The following is a 21271-nucleotide window of genomic DNA, read 5'->3' on the forward strand; positions in this document are numbered from 1 at the left end:
TCTACCCGCCTACCGCGACTGCCGGTAGATGAGGTTGCGCTGGATGTCGTTGGCGCCCTCGTAGATCACCGGGATCCGCACGTCGCGGTAGACGCGGGCGATCCGGCGCTCGGTCAGGATCGAGCGGCCGCCGTGGAGCTTCATGCCCTGCTCGGCGCAGTCGGTGGCGACCTCCGTCGACTTGGTCTTCGCCAACGCGGCCCAGTAGCCCGCGTTCTCGTTGTTCGCGACCTTCTCGCAGGCGCGCCAGTTGAGCGCCCGCGCCGACTCGAACCCGATCCGCATGTCCGAGATGGTGTGCTGGACGGCCTGGAAGTCGTCGATGGTGCGGCCGAACGCCTCGCGCTCGTCGATGAACGCCTCCGCCTCCTCGATGGCGGCGGCGGCGAGCCCGAGCCCGTGACCGCCGACGATGACGCGGCCGTGGTTAAAGAAGTCCGCGAGTACGTAGAAGCCGCCGCCCTCGCTGCCGACGACGTTCTCCTCAGGCACGAAGCAGTCATCGAAGACGATGTGGCCCTGCTTGGACGCGCGCATCCCCATCTTCTCGGGGATGTGCTCGGCCTCGTAGCCGTCGGAGTCGGTCTCGACGATGAACAGCGTGTAGTTGGAGTAGCGGTCGTCACTCTCGCCGGTCTTCGCGTAGACGGTCAGCCAGTCGGCCTCGACCGCGTTCCCGACCCAGTACTTCTCGCCGGTCAGCTCGTAGCCCCCCTCGACCTTCTCCGCCTTCGTGGTCATGCCCGCCAGGTCGGAGCCGGTCTGCGGCTCGGAGACCGCGAGCCCGGAGATCTGGTCGTTCTCGGCGACGGGCCGGAGGTACTCCTCCTTCTGCTCTTCGGTGCCGTACTGCTCGACCATCTCCGCGCCGAAGCTGGCGAGCTGGAGCGTGAGCGCGATGCCGGCGTCGGCGCGGTAGAACTCTTCCGCGATGGCCAGCACCTGCGCCAGGTCGAACCCCTTACCGCCGTACTCCTCGCCGATGTCCTGGGCGACGAGCCCGGCGTCCATTCCCGCTTCGAGCACCTCCCACGGGTACTCGCCCGACTCGTAGTACGCCTCGGCGTTCGGGGCGATGTACTCGTCGGCGAACTCCCGCGCCTCCTGTTTGACCTCTCGCGCGCGCTCCGGCACGATGCTGTCGTCGAGCAGCTCCATACGACCCGTCAGAACTCCGCGGGCAAAACGTCGGTGGAACAACGGAGAACGTCGGGTGAGTTTATCTGCCGTCGACCGCGTCCGCGTCGCCCGACTCGTCGGCGTCCCCATCACCCGACTCATCGGCGTCCGCGCCGCTCTCTCCTCCGGTCTCCGCTGTCTCCCGCTCGGTCTCGTCGTCCCCGTCCGTCGGTCCGCCGGCGACCTCCTCCGCGTCGGCGATGTCGACCTCTTCGGGGCGCTCGGCGCCGGACTCCGATGCGCTCGCGCCGTCCGGAGCCGTCGCCTCCGCCTGTTCGACCGGCTCGGCGGGGTCCGCGGGCTTAAACCCCGCCGTCTCCAGGTCCGCGTCGGTGCTCTTCCGGGGGTCCGTCCCGCGCTCGCGGAGGAGCGCCCGCGTCGCCTCCCTGTCGACCGTCCCCGAGACGGTTCGGGGGAGGTCCTCGACGTACGCGACCGTCTTCGGGATCTTGAAGCCGGCCAGGCGCTCCCGGGCGTAGTCGACGAACGCCCCCTCGTCGATCGGTGCGGGGCCGACGCTCTCGCCCCCGACGACCGGCGTCGCGTCGTCGGGGCCCGTCGCGTCGTCGGAGCCCGCCGCCTCGTCGGTCGGATCGGCCGGCTCCCCTTCCGATACCTCGGTCTCCGTCGGATCGGGCTCACCGTTCGCGGCGTCCCCCGCGATGCCCGTCCCGTCCGGGAACCGGTCGCCGACGGCGACGAGCGCCGCGACGCGCTCGCCCCACACCTCGTCGTCGAGGCCGACGACCGCCACATCCTCGACCTCGGCGTACCCCCGGAGCACGTCCCCGACCTCGCCCGGCTCGACGTTCTCGCCGCCGGTGATGATCCGGTCGTCGACCCGGTTGAGCACGTGGAGGTACCCCTCCTCGTCGAACCGTCCCACGTCGCCGGTGTGGAGCCCGTAGGGGCCGAAGTCCGACCGGTCGAGGTCCGCGGGGTCGATCCCGTTCAGGTCGACGGTGTCGGGGACCGACTCGCCGCCGTCGTCGTCCGCCTCGGACCCGTCGCCGTCGCGCTGCGCGAGGTACCCCGGCGTGATCGTCGGGCCCCTGACGACGACCTCGCCGGTCTCGCCGGGCTCGACCGGGTCGCCGTCGTCGCCGACGACCGTCACGTCGGTGCCGAAGAGGGGCCGGCCGACCGTCCCGATCCGGTCCCTCGTCTGTCGCGGCGTCGCGGTGGTGATCTGCGAGGCCGCCTCGGTCATCCCGTACGTCGGGTAGACGGGGATCGAGTAGTCGCGACACCGCTCCAACAGCTCCGCCGGCGCGGGCGCGCCGCCGAGCAGGACCACGCGGAGCGAGTCCGACAGCGTCCCCCGTCGGTCGAGCATCCGCTTGAGCATCGTTGGGACGAGCGAGACGCCGGTCACGTCGTAGGCGTCGATGTCGTCGGCGGTGCCGCCGGCGTCGAACCCCTCGCGCAACACGAGGGTCGCCCCGTACATGACCGACCGGTACACCGGCGCGAGCCCGCCCATGTGGTGGAGCGACAGCGACACGAGCCAGCGGTCGTCGGCCTCGACCCCCAGCCGGAACGCCGAGGCAACCGCGGAGCTGTACACGTTGCCAGCGGTCAGCGGCACGGGCTTTGGCTCGCCGGTCGTCCCCGAGGTGAACAGCACGCAGAGCGGGTCGTCGAACGACCACGTCGGCGGGTCGAGCGCCGCCGGGTCGACGTCGTGGATCCCCGTGACCTCGGCGCTCGTCGGGTCGTCGACCGAGTAGACGGGGACCCCCTCTATCTCCGCCGCCGCGTCGGTCGCCGTCGGCTCCGTCGGCTCCGCGCAGACGACGGCGTCGAGGTCGGTCCGGTCGATCCGCGCGGCGATCTCGCGCGCGGTCAGCTCCTGGCCGAGCGGGACGAACGTCGCCCCGATCCGCATCGTCGCGTGGACGAGGCCGACGGTGCCGACGTACGGGGGCGTCAGCACGCCGATCCGGTCGCCTTCGCCGAGCCCGTGCGCGACGAGCCGACCGGCCGTCTCGGCGACCAGCCGGTCGAGGTCGGTGTAGCTCCACGCCTCGCCGTCCTCGGCGCGGATCAGGGCGGTGTCGTCCGGCGACGAGACCACCCGGTGGGAGAGCCAGTCGCGCATCGGTGTCACCCGCGTCCGCCGAGTGCGGTGCGACTACTCATCCGTCGACTGTCGCACGGTCAACACCGGTACGTCCGACGTGCGGACGACCCGCTCCGTGACGCTCCCGAGGAGGTAGCGGTCGATCCCCTTCCGCCCGTGGGTCCCCATCACCACGACGTCGATGTCGTGGTCGTCGACGTAGCTGTGGATGGACCGGTAGGCGGTCCCGGACGTGACGCTGGTGACGCACTCGACGCCGGCGTCCGCGGCGGCCTCGGCGACGCGGGTCGTCGCCTCCTCGCCCTCCGATTCGAGCGCCTCGACGACGACCTCCGCGCCCGCCTCGAGGCTGGAGTACGCCGCGCCGTCGACGACGTACAGCGCGTGGAGGCGAGCGTCGTACCGGTCCGCGAGGTCGATCGCGTGTTCGATCGCGGCGTCCGACGCCGGGCTGCCGTCGGTCGGAACGAGGATCTCTGAGTACATCTCACCCCGTGGTTCGACGGGTAGCGATTAAAAACCCGATCAACTGTCTCGCGCCGCGATAGCGCCGCGGCGGCGCCGCCCCTCTACCGGAACCCCATCGCTTCGATCTGCTCCTGGTACCGGTTGCGGATGGTGACCTCGGTGACCTGCGCCACGTCGGCGACCTCGCGCTGGGTCTTCTTCTCGTTACAGAGCAGCGACGCGGCGTAGATGGCGGCGGCCGCGAAGCCGGTGGGCGACTTCCCGGAGAGGAGCCCCTGCTCCGCGGAGACGTCGATGATCTCGGTCGCCTTCGACTGGACCTCCTCGGAGAGCTGGAGCGCGGACGCGAACCGCGGGACGAACTGCTTGGGGTCGACCGGCTTCAGCTCCAGGCCGAGCTCCTGGGAGATGTAGCGGTACGTCCGGCCGATCTCCTTTTGCGGGACCCGCGAGACGTCGGCGACCTCGTCGAGGCTGCGGGGGATCCCCTCCTGTCGGCAGGCGGCGTACAGCGCGGCGGTGGAGACGCCCTCTATCGAGCGCCCCCGGATGAGGTCCTCGTTGAGCGCGCGGCGATAGATGACGGAGGCGACCTCGCGTACCGAGCGCGGCACGCCGAGCGCGCTGGCCATGCGGTCGATCTCCGAGAGCGCGAACTGGAGGTTTCGCTCGCCCGCGTCCTTGGTTCGAATCCGCTCCTGCCACTTCCGTAAGCGGTGCATCTGCGAGCGCTTCTCCGAGGAGAGCGACCGGCCGTAGGCGTCCTTGTCCTTCCAGTCGATGGTCGTCGTCAGCCCCTTGTCGTGCATCGTCTCCGTGATAGGGGCGCCGACGCGCGACTTGGACTGCCGCTCGTTGTGGTTGAACGCGCGCCACTCCGGCCCGCGGTCGATGTTCCGTTCGTCCAAGACGAGCCCGCAGTCCTCGCAGACGAGCTCTTGGTCGGCGTCGGTGACGATGTCCTCCGAGTCACACTCCGGACAGGAGACCGTCGATTCGTCCGTTTCCTGCTCCGTGTCCCGCTCCTGTTGCCGCTGGCGACTCGGACGTTCCATTAAAAGGTTTGTGGTCAGTCGCACATTTAAACCTTGTCCACCCCCATCAACGATCCTGATGGTCCGCGGGCCCTCGGTCACCCGGTTAACCGCTCGGAGAGCGCGTTTGCCGACGGATCCGGGAATACGGAGTCGGATCGGGCCGGGCCGCGACCCGTCCTGCTCCGCCGCCGCGACGCACGAAACGTGACCGCGGTCCGGGGTCGGATTCACCACCAGGTTTCAGGGCCCGAGATCGCGGCCCTACTGCGAGCGAATCCCGGCGCTCGGAGACGGTCACACGCCGCACTCGACCTGCTCGTCGCCGTCGCGTCTCGTCCCCCGATCTCCGGTTATTACTACTAGACATGTATAAAGATTTTTGTATAACCTATACCAATAGGCATGTATGAGCACCACCTCCTCGTCCGGCATCGAACGCACGCTGCGCGGCTGTCGCCCCGCGGACATCGACCCGGTCGTCATCGACGCCGCCGACCTCGACAGCACCGCGCCCGACCACCTCCGCGACCTCAAGCAGGGGCTTGCCGCCCGGGGCTACCAGCCCGCCGCCGTCGCGACCGAGGCGGCGTTCGACGCCGAGAGCACGCTCGAACGCCAGCGCGAGGCTGACCGCCTCCGCGGGCTCGTCCGGGCGGCGTCGTTCCTCGGCGCCGGGCGGATCGAGGTCACCGTCGAAGAGGAGCCGTGCGAGGAGACCCGCACGGCGCTCGCGGCGCTCGCCGAGCGAGCCGACCGCGAGGGCGTCGAGTTCGTCCGCGTCGACGGCGCCGCCTGACCGATGGCGACGAAGCGGTCGCTCGCGGCCAAGCTCGGCGTCGTCGCCGGCTTCGAGCGGCCGGACGCCGCCCTCGAACAGTACCCGACGCCCCCGGAGCTGGCCGCCCACGTCGTCCACCTCGCCGACCTCCACGGCGACGTCGACGGCCGGACCGTGATCGACCTCGGCGCCGGGACCGGGATGCTCGCGCTGGCCGCGGCGCTGCGCGGCCCCGCCCGCGTCGTCGGCCTCGAACTCGACGGCGGCGCGCTCGCGACCGCCCGCGCCAACGAGCGTCGCGTCGCCGCCAGCGCGCCGGTCCACTGGGTCCGCGGCGACGCCACGCGCCCCCCGCTCGCCGTCGCCGAGCCGGCGACCGTCGTGATGAACCCGCCGTTCGGCGCGCAGGACGGGAACCGCAACGCCGACCGGGAGTTCCTCGCGGTCGCGAGCGACCTCGCGGACGTCTCCTACTCGGTCCACAACGGCGGGAGCCGGGAGTTCGTTGAGGCGTTCGCCGCCGACGAGGGCGGCGAGGTGACCCACGCCTTCGCGGCCGAGTTCCGGATCGACGCGCAGTTCGACCACCACACCGACGCGGCGCGCGACATCGAGACCGAAGTGTACCGGATCGAGTGGTCGTAGGTCCCTGCCTCGTCGCTCCGGTACCGTCGGCCTCGACTACTGGCGCCCCTCGTACCGCTCCCGCTGCGCGATCCGGACCCGCGTCTCGCCGCGCTCCGCGAACAGGACGTCGCCCTCGCGCACGAGGGTGATCCCCCGGACCGTCACCGACTCGTTCGCGGCCGGGAGCGGCGCCGTGACGTTGTTGCCGCTGCCGCCGATCACCGACAGCTCGAAGCCGCCCCGCGCGGCCGCGACGACGACGTTGCGGCCGTCGATCCGGGGCTCGGCGCGCGCCGGTTCGCTCGTGAACAGCGTCCGCCGGGTCTCGTTCCGGACCGCGTCGACCCGGTACGTCGGCCCGCCGTTCGCCGCCACCCAGCCGACCCGCTGGACCCACACGGTCTCGCGCCAGCCGGTCCCGCCCACGTCGACCGCGCGGTACCCCCAGAACGCGAGGTTCCCCTTCGAGACGGCCGTCGTCCATATCTCGCGGTCGGGGTTGCTGACGATCACCCCCGAGGTGTTGACCGACGTCGACCGGCCGAACGCCTCGACGTCGACGACGCCCACGAGCCGGTTCTCCACGTCCTCCGCGTACGTCACCTGATACCCCTCCACCTCGACCGGGTCGCCGGGGAGCTCGCCGTCGTCGACCGCGACGAGGTTCGGGACGACGGCCGGCCCGGCGACGACCGCCAGCGCCGCGACGAGCAGCAGGAGGCCGACCGCCGCCGGCGTCGCCGACCGGATCCCGCCTCGGATCGTCTCGGGGTCCGGGACCGCCCGGGCCGGCCAGATGGGCTCGTCCCGCGAGACGGCCGCGACGGCGACTATCGCCGCGAGCAGGGCGAGCAGCCCGACGCCGACCGCGCGGTACAGCTCGTAGCGCTCGTTGCCGAGGTACCAGTACACCGCCCACAGCCGGCGCGACGCGCCGAAGAGGAGTAACGCGCCGAAGACGACGATCGCCGACCGCTCCGTCGCGTCCGTACGGGCCCCGCCGCCGTCGGCGGTCGCGACCGGGTGGTGCCGCCACCGCCCCGCGGCCGCGTCCGAGTCGGCACTCCGATCCTCGCCGCTCCGGGCTCGGCTGCGTCGCCGGAGCAGGACGACCGCGACCAGCGCGCCGCCGATGAGCCCGAGCGCGTGGCCCTGTATCGCGACGTTCGCCCACCCCGGCACGCCGTAGGAGGGGGACGCCTCCGCGAACGCCACCGGGACCCGAACGGCGTCGTAGAGGACGCCGACGAGCGTCGTTCCGGCCATCGCGACGACCGCGGCGACGGGGCGCGAGACGAGCGCGAACCCCCAGTACGCGAACACGACGACGGAGAAGCCGATCACCGGCCCCAGCGCGAACAGCGCGGAGACGAGGCCGAACGCGACCGCGGCGCCGGGCACGATCAGGAACGCCCGGACGTACGGGTTCGCCGCGGGCGACTCGACGGCGGCGATCCGGCCCGGAATCGCTCGGATCCGCTCGGGGAGGCGCCGCGCTCGGCTCGGGAGCGCGCGCAGGCGACTCGGCAGGCGTCGGAGGCGGACGGCGAGCCGGTCCGCGTCCCCGACCTCGCGGCCGTCGGGGAAGTGGCCGTACGCGTACTCCGAGAGGCCGCCGGCGACCACCGCGGCGAGGAGGTTGCCGGTGATGTGGCCGCGGCTCGCGTGCGCGAAGCTCGACCAGACGATCCCCTCGGGGTAGAAGTACGACCACGACCGGAACGGGATGACGACCGGCCGGTTCGGGTTGTCGAGACCGGACTGGACGAACAGGTACACCCCGACCACGCCCGCCATCACGACCAGCGTCCCCCACGGGACGCCGAGGAGAAGCCGGGACCGGAGCGCCCGCGTCCAGTCGCCGCTCGGTCGGTCGACGGCGTACACGACGGCGGTCGCGACGGCGAGCGCGACGCCCCCGGCGGCGAGGTGAGCGGCGTCCGCCGTCAGCGCCTCTGCGACCATGTCAGGTTCGACGGGGCCGCGCACACATCAATACGGGGGTCGGGAGCGGGGGTCGGGGGTCGGCGGCGACGGACGGAACTCGGGAGCGGCGTCCGGGCGTCGGCGCGGAGCCGGGGAGTCTGGAAGGGGCGTGCTCGGGCCGAGGCTCCCGGAACGGGGCCTCAGATCTTGTTCTCGGCGTCGTCGGCGAGCTCCTCCATCCGCTTGCCGACGCGGCCGGCGGGCGAGAACTCGTCTTCGCTCATCGCGTTCGCCAGGGCGTTCCCGAGGACGAACACCGCGTGCTTGTGCTCGCTCTTCGACTTGTGGACGTGCGATGGGTCGACGTCGAGCTCGTCGTACGGGTCGAACAGCGAGCCGTCGACGGACTCCTGCGCGCGGAAGTGCTCCATGATCGTCACCATCTGTTCGTGGAGTTCGAGCAGCTCGTCCTTGTGCATACCCACGGATACGGGATGTGGGCCCTATAAGGGTTGTTGAGGGGGGTACGCACGGTTCCGCGCCGCGGGGACCGCCGCCGAGGAGAGTCGTTCGCTCAGAAGACGTACTCGTCTTCGTGGCCCATCATCCCCTCATCCTCGAATCCGTTGGAGTCGTCGTCGTCCCGCGGGCCGCTCGTCTTGTACGCCTTGATGCCAGTCGACAGCAGCTCCTCGACCGCCTCCTCCCGGTTGAGGAACTCGCCCTCCTCGACCATCTGGGCTATCTGCATCTCCAGATGCTCCGGCACGGTTATCTTCACTCGTGGCATTTGCTGTCCGGCTCTTGTGGCATGGCGTATATAAAATTGGCGTCGCAGATCCGGCGATACGAAAACGCAAAACGACGACACAAAAGTTCATTTTGCGTCTTCAAAATTCGCCTTGGAGTTGTGCGAACGCCGCGCGGTATCTTCCTCCATCTACGGGAGGTCCCGCCGAACGCGGCGCAGTCGGTCGCCCGACCGGCTCCGAGAGCGACATCCATACGTCGGTCCGGGCCGAACCGGTTTCCATGACCGAATCCGGCGTCGAGGCCGTCGAGGACCTCACCGACCTCTACCGCGAGTACGGCGACGACCGGCTCCCGCCGGGCCAGCGCGAGACCGACGGCTTCCCCGTCCTCTCGAAGAGCGGCACGCCGTCGTGGGACCCGGAGACGTTCGAACTGGAGGTGTGGGGCGCCGTCGAGGAGCCGCGCTCGTTCTCGCTCGACGAGTTCCGCGACCTCCCGGCCGTCACCCAGCGGCAGGACTTCCACTGCGTGACGGGGTGGAGCAAGTTCGACTGCGAGTTCACGGGCGTCGCGTTCGCGGACCTCGCCGACCTCGCGGGCGTCCGCGACGACGCCGAACACGTCATGTTCCACTCGCTCGACGGCTACACGACCGACCTCCCGCTCGACGAGTGTACGGAACCGGGCGTCCAGCTGGCGTACGGCTTCGACGGCGACGACCTCCCGGCGGACCACGGGGGCCCGATCCGCGTCGTCACGCCGCACAAGTACGCGTACAAGGGCGCGAAGTGGGTCTCGGGCGTGGAGTTCCTCACGGAGCCCGAGCTCGGCTACTGGGAGAAGCGCGGGTACAGCGACACGGCGAATCCCTGGAACGAGGAGCGTTACAGCTGATCGCGCGGCGTCCGTCGCCCCGCTCGTCTCGCCGCTCGGATCTCCCCGGTCCGCTCCGCCCCGATAGTCAGGATAAAGGGTCCACGGCCCCGACTCGGTACGTATGAAAGGGGCGCGCTCTCGGTCGTCACCGCCGCTGGTCAGCCGGACCACGGCGATCGACGAACCGGCGTTCGCGGCGGCGTTCGACGCGCTTCCGGCGCCGCGCACGACCTGGAGCGCGCCCGGCGACGCGCTGGTGATCGGCGGCGGCGCGGCGGCGACGCTGACCGCCGCCGGCGGCGACCGCTTCGCGGCGATCCGCGAGGCGACGACCGAGCTGTTCGAGTCCGGCGACGTCCACGCCGGCACCGAGGCGGCCCGCCCCAGGGTCTTCGGCGGGTTCGCCTTCCACGAGGGCGCCTGCGACGGCGACCCGTGGGCGCCGTTCCCGGAGGCCCGGTTCGTGCTCCCCCGCGTCCAGCTGACCGTCGCGGACAACGGCGCGTGGCTGACGGTCAACGCGGTCGGCGACGACGCCGACGTCCCCGCGGTCGAAGACCGGCTGGCGAGCGAGGTCGACCGGTTCGCCGCCCTCGACGGCGTCGGCGAGGCGCCGAGTGGCGACGCCGACGCCGACGGTCGCGCGGACCGGCCGCCCCGGCCCGGAATCAGCGAGAGCCGGCGGACCACGAGCCCCGAGGCGTGGCGCGAGAGCGTCGTCGCGGCGGTCGACCGGATCCGCGACGGCGACCTCCGGAAGGTGGTGTTAGCCCAGGCGCTGGAGGCCGACCTCGCGGCCGACTTCCCGCGCGCGGCGACGCTCGAACGCCTCGCGGAGAAGTACCCGGACTGCCACCGCTACTGGTTCGAGCCCGAGGCCGGCGAGAGCGCCTTCTTCGGCGCCACGCCCGAGCGGCTGGTCTCGCTGCGCGGCCGCACCGTCGAGACCGACGCGCTCGCCGGGACGACCGGCCGCGGCGAGACGCCGAGCGAGGACGAGTGGCTCGCGCGGGAGCTCCTCGACGACGAGAAGAACGTCCACGAACACGAGCTGGTCGCGGAGACGGTCCGGGACCAGCTGGAGCCGTTCGCGGCGTCCATCTCGGCGGGCGAGCGTCGCGTCCGCCGGCTCGCGACGGTCCAACACCTCCACACGCCGATCACCGCCGAGCTGGACGCGGACCGCCACGTGCTCGACCTGGTCGAGGCGCTCCACCCGACGCCGGCGGTCGGCGGGCTGCCGCCGGACCGCGCGCTGGCGACGATCCGCGAGACGGAGCCGTTCGACCGCGGCTGGTACGCCGCCCCGGTCGGCTGGATCGACGCCGCGGGCAACGGCGCGTTCGCGGTCGCGATCCGCTCCGCGGTCGCGACCCGCCGGCGCGCCACGCTGTTCGCGGGCGTCGGCATCGTCTCCGACTCCGACCCAGACCGGGAGTGGGACGAGGTCCAGCTGAAGTACCGGCCGATACTCGACGAGCTGGAGGGCGACGACGGCGGCGCGGGCGGCCGGTAGCCGCCCGAGCGCGAACCGCTACTGGAACATCTTCAGCGGCTCGGCCTGCGAGCTCTCCTCGTTCGCATCCCGCATCCGCTCGGCGAGCTGCTGTTTGGCGTCCCGGATCTCGGTCGCCTGTTCGACCAGCCCGTCCGTCGGCGTCTCGATCTCGGCGATGGGGTCGATGCCGTCGGCGATGAGTATCCGCGCCGCCTCCGGGTCGGGGAACCGCGGGTCGGACTCGACGACGAGGCCGACCGCGTCGCGGCCGTGCTCCAGCGCGGCCGCGAGCATCGCCCCCGTCGGGCCGGAAACGAGCCCGGATTCGGAGGGCTCGGCCACCTCGGCCCGGGCCAGCGCCTCGCCGCCGTCGCCGGTGGCGATCCCGTACAGCTCCGGCGGCGCCTCGTCCTTCTCGCGGCCGAGTCCCGACAGGAAGACCGGGAACAGGTCGACCTCGTCGAACCACGAGCCGAGGCACGCCGCGACCTCCGTCGCCGCGTTCGGGTTCACGGGCACGTCGCTGCGGAGCGCGACGAGGTCGTTCTCCGGGTCCGCGTACAGCCGCACCGGCGTCGTCGCGGCCGTCTCGGACTCGTGGTAGACGGCCACCGGCGGGAGCCCGTCGCAGTGGACGTTCGCGTAGTGGGTCATCCCGTGGACGTCGATCAGGTGGTCGGTCGCGATCTTGCCGACGAGGCCGACGCCGGGGAACCCCTCGATCAGGGTGGGGGCGTCCAGCGAGACGCCGTCGTCGAGGACGGAGATGCGTGCCATGGCCGCCCCTACGCCCGGGGCGGACCTAAAGGTGCGGCGCAGGGCGGGTCCCGCAGGAGTCTCCGCGCCTGAGTCCCGAAACCGTCTAACGCCCCGACGCGAAAGGAGGGCTATGAATCCGCTCGACCGTTACGAGCCGCTCGTCGACGACGTCGACGCGTTCCGGGCGGCGTGCGACCGGCCCCTCCCCTCGGTCGTGCGCACGAACGGCATCGCGGCGACGCCGGCCCGCGTCCGCGAGGCGTTCGACGAGGCGGGCGTCGCATACGAGCCGGTCGACTGGCACGACGGCCTGTTCCGGCTCCCGGACGGCAACCCCGGCGGCAACTGGCCGTACGTCCACGGCTGGACGCACGGCCAGGAGGAGGTGTCCGTGCTGCCCGGACTCGCGCTCGACCCGCAACCGGGCGAGCGCGTCTGGGACGCCTGCGCGGCGCCCGGCAGCAAGACGACCCAGATCGCGGACGCCATGGACGACGAGGGCACCGTCGTCGCCAACGACAACAACCTCGGGCGGCTCTCCGCGCTCCGGCACAACGCCGAGCGGCTCGGGATCACGAACACGATCGTCACGAACCAGGACGCCCGCAACTTCTCGACGAAGCCGCTCGCGTTCGACGAGTTCGACCGCGCGCTGGTCGACGCGCCCTGCTCCTGTGAGGGCACCTGTCGCAAGAACCCGGACGTGCTCGACCAGTGGACGCTCGACCACGTCCACGCGGTCGCGGGGATCCAGAAGGGCGTCCTGGCGCGGGCGGTCCAGGCGACCCGCCGGGGCGGCGTCGTCGTCTACTCGACGTGTACGTTCGCGCCCGAGGAGAACGAGGCCGTCCTCGACCACGTCCTCGCGAGCGAGGACTGCGAGCTGGTCGACTTCGACCTGCCGCTCGACACAGACCCCGGCGTGACCGAGTGGGACGGCGAGACGTACGACGAGTCGGTGACGCGCGCGAAGCGCATCTACCCCCACCGCAACGACACGGGCGGGTTCTTCTGCGCGAAGCTGCGCGTGGGCGGAACGGACGACGAGAGCGGAGACGCCGCCGACGGCGGCGAGGTGGCCGCATGAGCGACGACGCCGAGGGGTCGGCGGCAGCCCCCACCAACGACGGGCAGCAGTTCGACCGGCTCCCGGAGACTCCCGCCGACCGCGCGGTCGAGGGCCGCGCGAGCCGCGAGGAGGTCCTCGACTGGTGGGAAGAGCGGTTCGGGATCGGTCGGGACACCTTCGCCGGGTACTCCTTCTGGGAGAAGGGCGCCGGGAAGATCTGGATCTTCAACGGCGAGGCGACCGACCCCAGCGAGGTCGAGGCGGTCGGCATGACGTTCCTCCGGACGCGACAGGAGCACTGGAAGCCGACCGGGCGGGCGGTCTCGCGGTTCGGGTCGCGCGCGACGAAGAACGTGATCGAGCTCGGCCCGGAACGGGCGGCCGCCTTCGCCGCCGGGGACGACCAGGACCTCCCCGAGTGGGAGGGCGACTGGGGGTACCTGATCGCGACCCACGAGGTCGCGGGCGAGAGCGTGCCGATCGGCGTCGGGCTGTACCTCTACGACGAACTGCGCTCGGTGGTGCCGAATGGCAGCCGCGCGGACCTGCCGGTCGTGGAGTGACCGACCGCCGTCACGACTCCTTCTCCCGCACGGTCCCCCCGCCGAGGCCCTCCCACTCGACCCGGTAGCCGAGCCGCGAGAGCGCGGCGCTCGCGTCGTCGACGCCGTACTCGTCGAGGACCGACTCGGCCTCGGAGAGCGCCATCCCGGCGTCGATTTCTCTCTCGATCGCTTCCAGCACCGCCGGCCGGACGAGTGTCCGCCCGATCCGCACGTGGTCGGGGAACGATTTGCCCTCGATCGCGCCGACACTCACCCCGTGCTCGTCCGCGAGGTCGTCGAGCCCGATCACGTCCGCGTCGGGCGACAGCGCGTCCGGGAGGTCCGCGGCCGCGTCCGCGGCGAAGTCGGCCTCGTACTCGCGGAGCACGTCGACCACGTCCTTCACCCGCACCGTCCCGGAGTAGGTGACGACGCGGTGGTCGCGGGCGGCCACCTCCTCACCGACGCCGAGGCTCTCGTCGACGGCGACCAGCAGGTCCACGTCCTCCACGTCCGCCAGCTGCCCGAGCTTCTTGTTCACGTACTCGGGGGTCCAGAAGCCCATCACCTCGAAGAACAGCCGGAAGTCGGCGTGGGCGTAGTCGAACGCGAAGTCGGGGATCATCACGCTCGCGCCCGTCTCCAGCGGCTCCGGCTCGCGGACGAGCGTCCAGTCGAGGTCGAGCCCGCGGAACCGGCCGGCGAAGTCCGCCTCGACCCCGCTGTCGAAGTCGGGCTCCGCGACGGGCTCGACGGCCGGCACCGTCACGTCGCCGTCGGAGAGGCGCATCGTGCGCTCGCGGCCGCGGTCGTCTATCGTCGCCTCCAGCGACCACTCCGCCGACTCCGCGACCGTCCGGAGCAGCCGCGCGAAGGCGGTCCCGTACCGCCTCGTCCGCGAGAACAGCGCGTCGGGGCCGGTGACGACGAGCTCTCTCCCCTCGGGCGTCCGCTCGACCTCGTACATCAACCGCAGGCGCTTGACGGCCGAAACGAGGCGCTTCGGGTCGTTCGACCGCACCCGGACCTCGGTGGCGTCGAACAGCGCCGTCTGGGCCAAGGAGAGGTCGTACTGCTCCAGCAGGGCGTCCGGGCCCCAGCGCACGTCGGCGTCGACGAGCACCTGCTCTACGTCGCGGTCGGCGTACAGCGACGCCGCCACGTCGCCCGGCTCGATCCCCAGCGCGTCCGCGGCGCGGTCGACCGCGACCTCCCGGTCCGCCTCGCTCGCGACGCCGACCGTCTCCGCGGCCTCGAACGCCGCGCGCCGGACGCGGCGCGGCGGGACCGGGGCGCGCGTCTCGAACTCGCACTCGCGCTCGACGAGCGCCGCGAGCCCGCGGACGAGCTTGAAGTCGCCGTTCCGCGCGGCCGCGTCGGCCTCCAGGTCCGCCAGCGCGTCGTCGAGGTCGCCGCGGCGCTCGCCGACGTGCGACTCGAACGTCCCGAGCACGCGGGCCGCGAGCGGGCGGTGCTCCCGGCCGGCGAACCGCGGACGGTAGCCGCCGCCCGCCCGGGAGACGCGCAGGAGGTCCTTCCGTAGCACGGCCGCGCCTACGCGGGTGGCGGCCTAAAACCGGCCGGTTTCCCGGGTGCGACACGCTTAACTCCGAAACCCGTCGATCGAGGCGTAATGAGTACCGACGCGGCGGGCGACGCCGACGACGCCGCTTCCGGGGACGGAACCGACTCGGAGGCGTTCGTCCGCACCTGCGAACACCTCGTCGACCGCATCCTCGCGGGCGAGATCGAGCGCGACGACCTCGAACGCGCCAAGCTCGACGCCTGCTCGGAGTTCGGCTCCCCGAAGGTGCCGAAGAACACCGAGATACTGGACCACGCCCCCGCCGAGGCGCGCGACGACGTGATCGAGGTGGTCCAGCGCAAGCCCGTCCGGACCGCCTCGGGCGTCTCCCCCGTCGCGATCATGACCTCGCCGAAGCTGTGCCCGCACGGGAAGTGCCTCTACTGTCCGGGCGGCCCGGCCTCCGAGTTCTCCTCGGCGCAGTCGTACACGGGCCACGAGCCCGCGGCGGCGCGCGGCGAGCAGAACGACTACGACCCGTACGGCCAGGTCACGCTCCGGCTCGAACAGCTCCGGAAGATCGGTCACCCCGTCGACAAGGTGGAGCTCATCCTGATGGGCGGGACGATGACGGCGCGCTCGCACGACTACCAAGAGTGGTTCGTGAAGCGCGCGCTCCAGGCGATGAACGACTACGACCTCGACGAGGAGCCGGAGCCCGCCGAGGGCGAGTCGTTCGCGCCGGACCCCGAGGAGACGGAGTTCGAGTACCTCGAAGACGTGATCGCCGAGAACGAGACGAACGCGATCCGCAACATCGGGACGACGTTCGAGACGAAGCCCGACTGGTGTGACCCCGAGCAGATCGACCGCATGCTCGACCTGGGCGGCACGAAGGTCGAGGTCGGCGTCCAGACCACCTACGAGCGGATCAACCGCGAGATGCACCGCGGGCACGGCAACGAGGCCTCCCGCAACGCGAACCGCCGCCTCCGCGACGCGGCGTTCAAGGTCGGCTTCCACATGATGCCCGGCCAGCCGGGGATGACCCGCGAGATGTGTCTGGAGGACTTCCGCCAGCTGTTCGAGAACCCCGACTGGCGCCCCGACTACCTGAAGATCTACCCCACCCTCGTCGTCGAGGGGACCCGCGTGTACGACCGCTGGCGCCGCGACGACTTCGACCCGCTCACCAGCGAGGAGGCGGCCGACCTCGTCGCCGACGTGATGGACCAGATCCCGAAGTACACGCGGCTCCAGCGCGTCCAGCGCGACATCCCCGCGGACTTCATCGACGCCGGCGTCCAGAAGTCGAACCTCCGCCAGCTCGCGGCCCAGCGCGCCGAGGAGAAGGGGATCGTCCAGCGCGACATCCGCGCCCGCGAGGTCGGGCACAACGACGCCGACCCGGACCCGGACGACGTGGAACTCGACGTGCTCACCTACGAGGCCGGCGGCGGCACGGAGCACTTCATTTCCTTCGAGGACCCCGTCCGGGACCTGCTCGTCGGCTTCTGCCGGCTGCGGTTCCCCTCCTTCGCGCCCGACCAGCCCGGCGCGCCCGGGACCGAGAGCGACCCGATCCGCCCGGAGCTCGAAGACGCCGCCCTGGTCCGCGAGCTCCACGTGTACGGCAACGAGGTCGGCATCGGCGGCGACGGCGACTGGCAGCACCAGGGGTACGGAACGCGGCTCCTCGAACGCGCCGAGGAACTCGCCCGCGGGGCCGGCTACGAGAAAATCGCGGTCATCTCTGGCATCGGCGCCCGCGAGTACTACCGCAATAAGCTCGGCTACCGGCAGGACGGCCCGTACGTGTCGAAGCGACTCTGATCGGACCGGTGAAGCGAGCGGCGAAGTGACGGCGATCCGAAACTGACAGTCGGTGTCGGCGGATCGAACGCCGAGGAACCGGCACGGTCGGTGTCGTTCTCTAACTTTTATTACGCGTCATACCTGACGAATGGTACCTCGTTTCACGAGGGATGTTATCATGAAATTCGGACGACGCACCTTCATCAAAGGTGCCGCGGGCATCGGCGTAACGGCGACTATCACCGGCACGGCCTCGGCCGCCAACGGAGAGACGCAGTACATCGTCGGGGCGGGCGGAACCGGGACGCGTGAGGCTGTCGCGGACGCCGGCTTTTCGGTCCGGCACGAACTCGCAGAGGGGTCGGTCCTCGTCGTCACCGGTCCGGCGGCCGCGGCCGCCGACATCGAGTCGATCGGCGGCGTCTCGTCGGCGAACCCGGACGTGACCGTCGAGTTGGACGAGCCGGAGATCGACGCCGAGCCGGACGACGAAGAGCTTCCGAGCGACGGCGCCGCCTACAGCGACCTCCAGTGGGACAAGCAGACCACGGACGTGTTTGAGGCCCACGAGTACGCGACCGGCGAGGGGACGCGGGTCGCGATCGTCGACACGGGGATCGATCTCAACCACCCGGACCTCGGCAACGTGAACGAGGAGCTCGGCCGCGCGTTCGTCGCCAACGACGACGTACCGGAAATTGGCCCCGACGACTCTGGCTACCACGGCACCCACGTCGCGGGGACCGTCGGCGCGACCGGCGAGGTCGGCGTCGTCGGGACCGCGCCGGACACGGAGCTGATCCCGGTCCGCGTCTTCCCTGCCGACGGCGGCGCGACGTTCGGGGACATCCTCGCCGGGATCGACTACGCGGCCGAGATCGGCGCTGATGCCGCGAACTTCAGCCTCGGCATTCCTGGGGTCCAGGAACCCGGGTCGGCCCTGAACAAGCTGAAGGCGGAGGTCCAGACGGTATTCCAGAGCGCGGTCCGGCGCGGCACCGTGATCACCGGGAGCGCGGGCAACGACTCGGGTAGTCTTCAGGGAAGCGGCTTCACCCTCCCGAACAGCGTTCCGGCGGCGTTCACCGTCAGCGCCACCTCGCCCGCCGACACGCTCTCGTTCTACTCGAACTTCGGCACGAGCGACATCGACATCGCCGCGCCGGGCGGCTACTACGAGACAGTCGAACGGACGCTGGGTGTAACCGGGGAGCCCGATGACATCCCCTTCCCATTGAACGCCGTCGTTTCGACGTGGCCGACCGATCTGGAATCGGAGATCGGCTTGCCCGGTTACGATGCCATCGCCGGCACCTCCATGGCCGCACCGCAGGTCGCCGGGCTGGCCGCGCTCGTTCGCGAACTCGAACCGAACGCGAACGCGAGCCGCGTCGAGCAGGCCATCCAGAAGGGAGCCGAAGGCGCGAACGGCAAGAGCAGCTCCAAGTTCGGCGCCGGGATCATCAACGCCCTGAACACCGTCGAGCTGCTGGCGAAGAAGAACGGCAAGAAGTAGCGACGACGCGACGCCGTTGAGCGCGTCACGGGCCGTCTTCACAACGACACGCCTTTTTCCGGCCCGCCGGTCTGTCTTGGGTATGGACCAGAAGCGGGAGCTGTCGAGCATCGACCTCGCCGCGCTCGTCACCGAGCTCAATCGGTACGAGGGCGCGAAGGTCGATAAGGCGTACCTCTACGACGACGACCTGCTCCGGCTGAAGCTGCGCGACTTCGACCGCGGCCGCGTCGAGCTCATGATCGAGGTAGGCGACGTGAAACGGGCGCACGCCGCCGATCCCGATCACGTCGCGGACGCGCCGGGTCGCCCGCCGAACTTCGCGAAGATGCTGCGGAACCGCATGTCCGGCGCGGACTTCGCGGGCGTCGAGCAGTACGAGTTCGACCGCATCCTCACCTTCGAGTTCGAGCGCGAGGACCAGAACACCACCCTCGTCGCGGAGCTGTTCGGCCAGGGGAACGTCGCCGCGCTCGACGAGACCGGCGAGGTGATCGGGGCGCTGTCGACGGTGCGGCTCAAGTCCCGCACCGTCGCGCCCGGCTCGCAGTACGAGTACCCCGCGTCGCGGCTGAACCCGCTCGACGTGAGCTACGGCGGGTTCGAGCGCCACATGCGCGAGTCGGACAGCGACGTGGTGCGCACGCTCGCCACGCAGCTGAACCTCGGCGGCCTGTACGCCGAGGAGGTGTGTACGCGGGCCGGCGTGCCGAAGGAGACGCCCATCGAGGAGGCGACCGACGAGCAGCTCCGCGCGCTCCACGACGCGCTCGCACGCATCGACGAGCGGCTCCGCTCCGGCGACGTCGACCCCCGCGTGTACGAGGAGTCGGTCGAGGGCGACGGGACCGACGGCGACGGCGGCGAGCCCCGGGTCGTCGACGTGACGCCGTTCCCGCTGGCCGAACACGAGGACCTCCCGAGCGTCGGCTTCGACTCGTTCAACGACGCCGTCGACGAGTACTTCCACCGGCTGGGGAGCGAGGCGACCGACGACGGCGAGGCGCCCGCCGACGCCGGCAGCGCCCGCCCGGACTTTGAGGAGGAGATCGCCAAACAGGAGCGGATCATCGAACAGCAGAAGGGGGCGATCGAGGGGTTCGAGGAGCAGGCGCAGGCCGAGCGCGAGCGCGCCGAGCTGCTGTACGCGAACTACGACCTCGTCGACGAGGTGATCTCGACCGTGCGCGAGGCCCGCGAGAACGAGGTGCCGTGGGACGAGATCGAGGCGACGCTCGACGCCGGCGCCGAGCGCGGGATCGAGGCGGCGCAGGCCGTCGTCGGCGTCGACGGCGGCGAGGGGACCGTGACGGTCGAGCTCGACGAGGAGGGTGACGACGGCGGGACGACTCGGGTCGAACTCGACGCCAGCGAGGGCGTCGAGGTCAACGCCGACCGGCTCTACCGCGAGGCGAAGCGTGTCGAGGAGAAGAAGGCGGGCGCGAAGGAGGCGATCGAGTCGACCCGCGAGGAGCTGGAGGCCGTCAAGGAGCGGAAGCGGGAGTGGGAGGAACAGCAGGCAGCCGACGAGGGAGACGACGCTGACGACGACGGCGACGCCGACGAGGAGGAGTACGAGACCGACTGGCTCTCGCGGTCGTCGATCCCGATCCGCAGCCCGGACGACTGGTTCGAGCGGTTCCGCTGGTTCCGCACCTCCACGGGGTACCTCGTCATCGGCGGCCGGAACGCCGACCAGAACGAGGAGCTGGTGAAGAAGTACATGAGCAAGCACGACCGGTTCTTCCACACCCAGGCGCACGGGGGACCGGTGACGATCCTGAAGGCGTCGGGGCCGTCGGAGTCGGCCGACCCGGTCGACTTCTCCGAGGAGACCCTGCGCGAGGCCGCGCAGTTCGCCGTCTCCTACTCGTCGGACTGGAAGGACGGCCGCGGCGCGGGCGACGCGTACATGGTCGAGCCGGACCAAGTGTCGAAGACGCCCGAGAGCGGCGAGTACATCGAGAAGGGGAGCTTCGTGATCCGCGGCGACCGCACGTACTTCGAGGACGTCCCCTGCCGGATCGCGGTCGGCGTCCAGTGCGAGCCGGTCACCCGCGCCATCGGGGGACCGCCGTCGGCGATCGTCGACCGCGCGGCCGCGCACGTCACCTTCGAGCCGGGGATGTACGCGCAGAACGACGCCGCGATGATGGCCTACCGGAGCCTGAAAGAGCGGTTCGCGGACCAGTCGTTCGTGCGGAAGGTCGCGAGCGCCGACCGGCTACAGGAGTTCCTGCCGCCGGGCGGGTCGGACATCGTCGACTGAGGTCAGTCGTCAACCGGATCCCGTCGCCGACGGAGCGGCACCGCGTCGGCCCGAGCGCGACGTTTTCAAGCCTCCGCGACCGAGGGGGCGCATGGCCTTCGAATCGCTGCCGGACGGCTGGCGGCTGTGGAACGAGGAGCCCAGCGGGCGGGCGATCCTCGTCTACCGCCCCGACGTCTTCGGGAGCGGCGACCTCCCCGACGAGTGTCTCCCGACCATCTACCTGACGAACGGCGCCCGGAACGCCCGGCCCGGATCGGGCCAGTACGCGACCGACGAGTGGCACGTCGTCCTCTTCTTAGAGCCCGAAATCGAGGCGGTCACGGAGACCCACGAGAGCCGGGAGGCGGGCGCGGCCGGCGCGGTCGATGTCGCGGAGCGATTCGTCGACGGCGACGTGGACTACCGAGGGGCGTACCAGGTGCCCAGAGAGGAGTACTTCGCGCGCCTCGACGAGTTCGTCGGGAGCGGCGGGACGGCGTGAGTCCCGTCGGTCGGACCGCCCGACCGCGCGGGGCCGCTCGCCGAAAGTATCCACAATGGTGTAT

The 21271-nt window shown here is 71.1% G+C and carries 19 protein-coding genes; 10 read left to right on the top strand and 9 right to left on the bottom strand.

Annotation, left to right across the window (positions count from 1 at the left end; genetic code table 11):
* Window positions 1–9: 9 nt before the first annotated feature.
* The 4 genes from DVK05_RS14175 to DVK05_RS14190 form a co-directional block, all read right to left on the bottom strand.
* The gene (locus DVK05_RS14175; protein WP_121564357.1) at window positions 10–1158 is read right to left on the bottom strand and encodes an acyl-CoA dehydrogenase family protein; all 1149 of its coding nucleotides are present in this window, start codon (window positions 1156–1158) and stop codon (window positions 10–12) included.
* A gap of 61 nt (window positions 1159–1219) precedes the next feature.
* A complete protein-coding gene (locus tag DVK05_RS14180) occupies window positions 1220–3280 on the bottom strand; it encodes an AMP-binding protein (protein ID WP_121564359.1) in 2061 nt (686 codons plus the stop codon).
* Between the two features lie 33 nt (window positions 3281–3313).
* Window positions 3314–3748, bottom strand: a complete 435-nt coding sequence (locus DVK05_RS14185) for a universal stress protein (protein ID WP_121564361.1) — start codon at window positions 3746–3748, stop codon at window positions 3314–3316.
* A gap of 83 nt (window positions 3749–3831) precedes the next feature.
* A complete protein-coding gene (locus tag DVK05_RS14190) occupies window positions 3832–4785 on the bottom strand; it encodes a transcription initiation factor IIB family protein (RefSeq protein WP_053771462.1) in 954 nt (317 codons plus the stop codon).
* A 388-nt stretch (window positions 4786–5173) separates the two neighbouring features.
* On the opposite strand from DVK05_RS14190, the gene DVK05_RS14195 reads away from it, so the two are divergent.
* Window positions 5174–5563, top strand: coding sequence for a hypothetical protein (locus DVK05_RS14195; RefSeq protein WP_121564363.1), 390 nt, complete (start codon window positions 5174–5176; stop codon window positions 5561–5563).
* 3 nt (window positions 5564–5566) lie between these two features.
* Window positions 5567–6190, top strand: a complete 624-nt coding sequence (locus DVK05_RS14200; RefSeq protein ID WP_053771460.1) for an METTL5 family protein — start codon at window positions 5567–5569, stop codon at window positions 6188–6190.
* Between the two features lie 36 nt (window positions 6191–6226).
* Here the strand turns inward: DVK05_RS14200 and DVK05_RS14205 are convergent, their stop codons facing one another.
* The 3 genes from DVK05_RS14205 to DVK05_RS14215 all read right to left on the bottom strand — a co-directional run bounded on the left by DVK05_RS14205 (window position 6227) and on the right by DVK05_RS14215 (window position 8888).
* Entirely contained in the window at window positions 6227–8137 is a 1911-nt protein-coding gene (locus tag DVK05_RS14205; RefSeq protein ID WP_121564365.1) for a rhomboid family intramembrane serine protease, read from the bottom strand.
* A 161-nt stretch (window positions 8138–8298) separates the two neighbouring features.
* Entirely contained in the window at window positions 8299–8577 is a 279-nt protein-coding gene (locus tag DVK05_RS14210; RefSeq protein WP_053771458.1) for a UPF0058 family protein, read from the bottom strand.
* Window positions 8578–8672: 95 nt separating this feature from the next.
* The gene (locus DVK05_RS14215; RefSeq protein ID WP_004598554.1) at window positions 8673–8888 is read right to left on the bottom strand and encodes a ribbon-helix-helix domain-containing protein; all 216 of its coding nucleotides are present in this window, start codon (window positions 8886–8888) and stop codon (window positions 8673–8675) included.
* 242 nt (window positions 8889–9130) lie between these two features.
* On the opposite strand from DVK05_RS14215, the gene DVK05_RS14220 reads away from it, so the two are divergent.
* On the top strand, window positions 9131–9745 hold the full coding sequence (locus DVK05_RS14220) for a sulfite oxidase-like oxidoreductase (RefSeq protein ID WP_121564367.1): 615 nt from the start codon (window positions 9131–9133) through the stop codon (window positions 9743–9745).
* A gap of 103 nt (window positions 9746–9848) precedes the next feature.
* Window positions 9849–11243 (top strand): isochorismate synthase MenF, encoded by a 1395-nt coding sequence (locus DVK05_RS14225; RefSeq protein WP_121564369.1) that lies wholly within the window; start codon window positions 9849–9851, stop codon window positions 11241–11243.
* An 18-nt stretch (window positions 11244–11261) separates the two neighbouring features.
* Here the strand turns inward: DVK05_RS14225 and DVK05_RS14230 are convergent, their stop codons facing one another.
* Complete coding sequence (locus DVK05_RS14230; protein WP_121564371.1) at window positions 11262–12002, bottom strand: proteasome assembly chaperone family protein; 741 nt, start codon at window positions 12000–12002, stop codon at window positions 11262–11264.
* A 112-nt stretch (window positions 12003–12114) separates the two neighbouring features.
* On the opposite strand from DVK05_RS14230, the gene DVK05_RS14235 reads away from it, so the two are divergent.
* Both DVK05_RS14235 and DVK05_RS14240 read left to right on the top strand, forming a co-directional pair.
* Window positions 12115–13071: an RsmB/NOP family class I SAM-dependent RNA methyltransferase gene (locus DVK05_RS14235; RefSeq protein ID WP_121564373.1), complete on the top strand. Its 957-nt coding sequence runs from the start codon at window positions 12115–12117 to the stop codon at window positions 13069–13071.
* Entirely contained in the window at window positions 13068–13616 is a 549-nt protein-coding gene (locus DVK05_RS14240; RefSeq protein WP_121564375.1) for a hypothetical protein, read from the top strand. The genes DVK05_RS14235 and DVK05_RS14240 overlap by 4 nt, the downstream gene beginning before the upstream one ends.
* Window positions 13617–13626: 10 nt before the next feature.
* On the opposite strand, the gene DVK05_RS14245 is transcribed toward DVK05_RS14240, so the two are convergent.
* Window positions 13627–15144 (bottom strand): DUF790 family protein, encoded by a 1518-nt coding sequence (locus DVK05_RS14245; protein WP_121564378.1) that lies wholly within the window; start codon window positions 15142–15144, stop codon window positions 13627–13629.
* Window positions 15145–15231: 87 nt separating this feature from the next.
* On the opposite strand from DVK05_RS14245, the gene DVK05_RS14250 reads away from it, so the two are divergent.
* The 4 genes from DVK05_RS14250 (at window position 15232) to DVK05_RS14265 (ending at window position 21207) form a co-directional block, all read left to right on the top strand.
* Window positions 15232–16956 carry a tRNA uridine(34) 5-carboxymethylaminomethyl modification radical SAM/GNAT enzyme Elp3 gene (locus tag DVK05_RS14250; RefSeq protein WP_121564380.1) on the top strand — a complete coding sequence of 575 codons (1725 nt, stop codon included), beginning with the start codon at window positions 15232–15234 and terminating at the stop codon, window positions 16954–16956.
* A gap of 160 nt (window positions 16957–17116) precedes the next feature.
* Complete coding sequence (locus tag DVK05_RS14255) at window positions 17117–18454, top strand: S8 family serine peptidase (RefSeq protein WP_121564382.1); 1338 nt, start codon at window positions 17117–17119, stop codon at window positions 18452–18454.
* Window positions 18455–18536: 82 nt separating this feature from the next.
* Window positions 18537–20723, top strand: a complete 2187-nt coding sequence (rqcH, locus tag DVK05_RS14260; RefSeq protein ID WP_121564384.1) for a ribosome rescue protein RqcH — start codon at window positions 18537–18539, stop codon at window positions 20721–20723.
* 91 nt (window positions 20724–20814) lie between these two features.
* Window positions 20815–21207: a DUF5820 family protein gene (locus DVK05_RS14265; protein ID WP_121564386.1), complete on the top strand. Its 393-nt coding sequence runs from the start codon at window positions 20815–20817 to the stop codon at window positions 21205–21207.
* The last annotated feature ends 64 nt before the right edge of the window (window positions 21208–21271 follow it).

It is taken from the genome of Halorubrum sp. Atlit-8R, assembly GCF_003666025.1.
GTDB classification, from domain to species: Archaea; Halobacteriota; Halobacteria; order Halobacteriales; family Haloferacaceae; genus Halorubrum; species Halorubrum salinarum.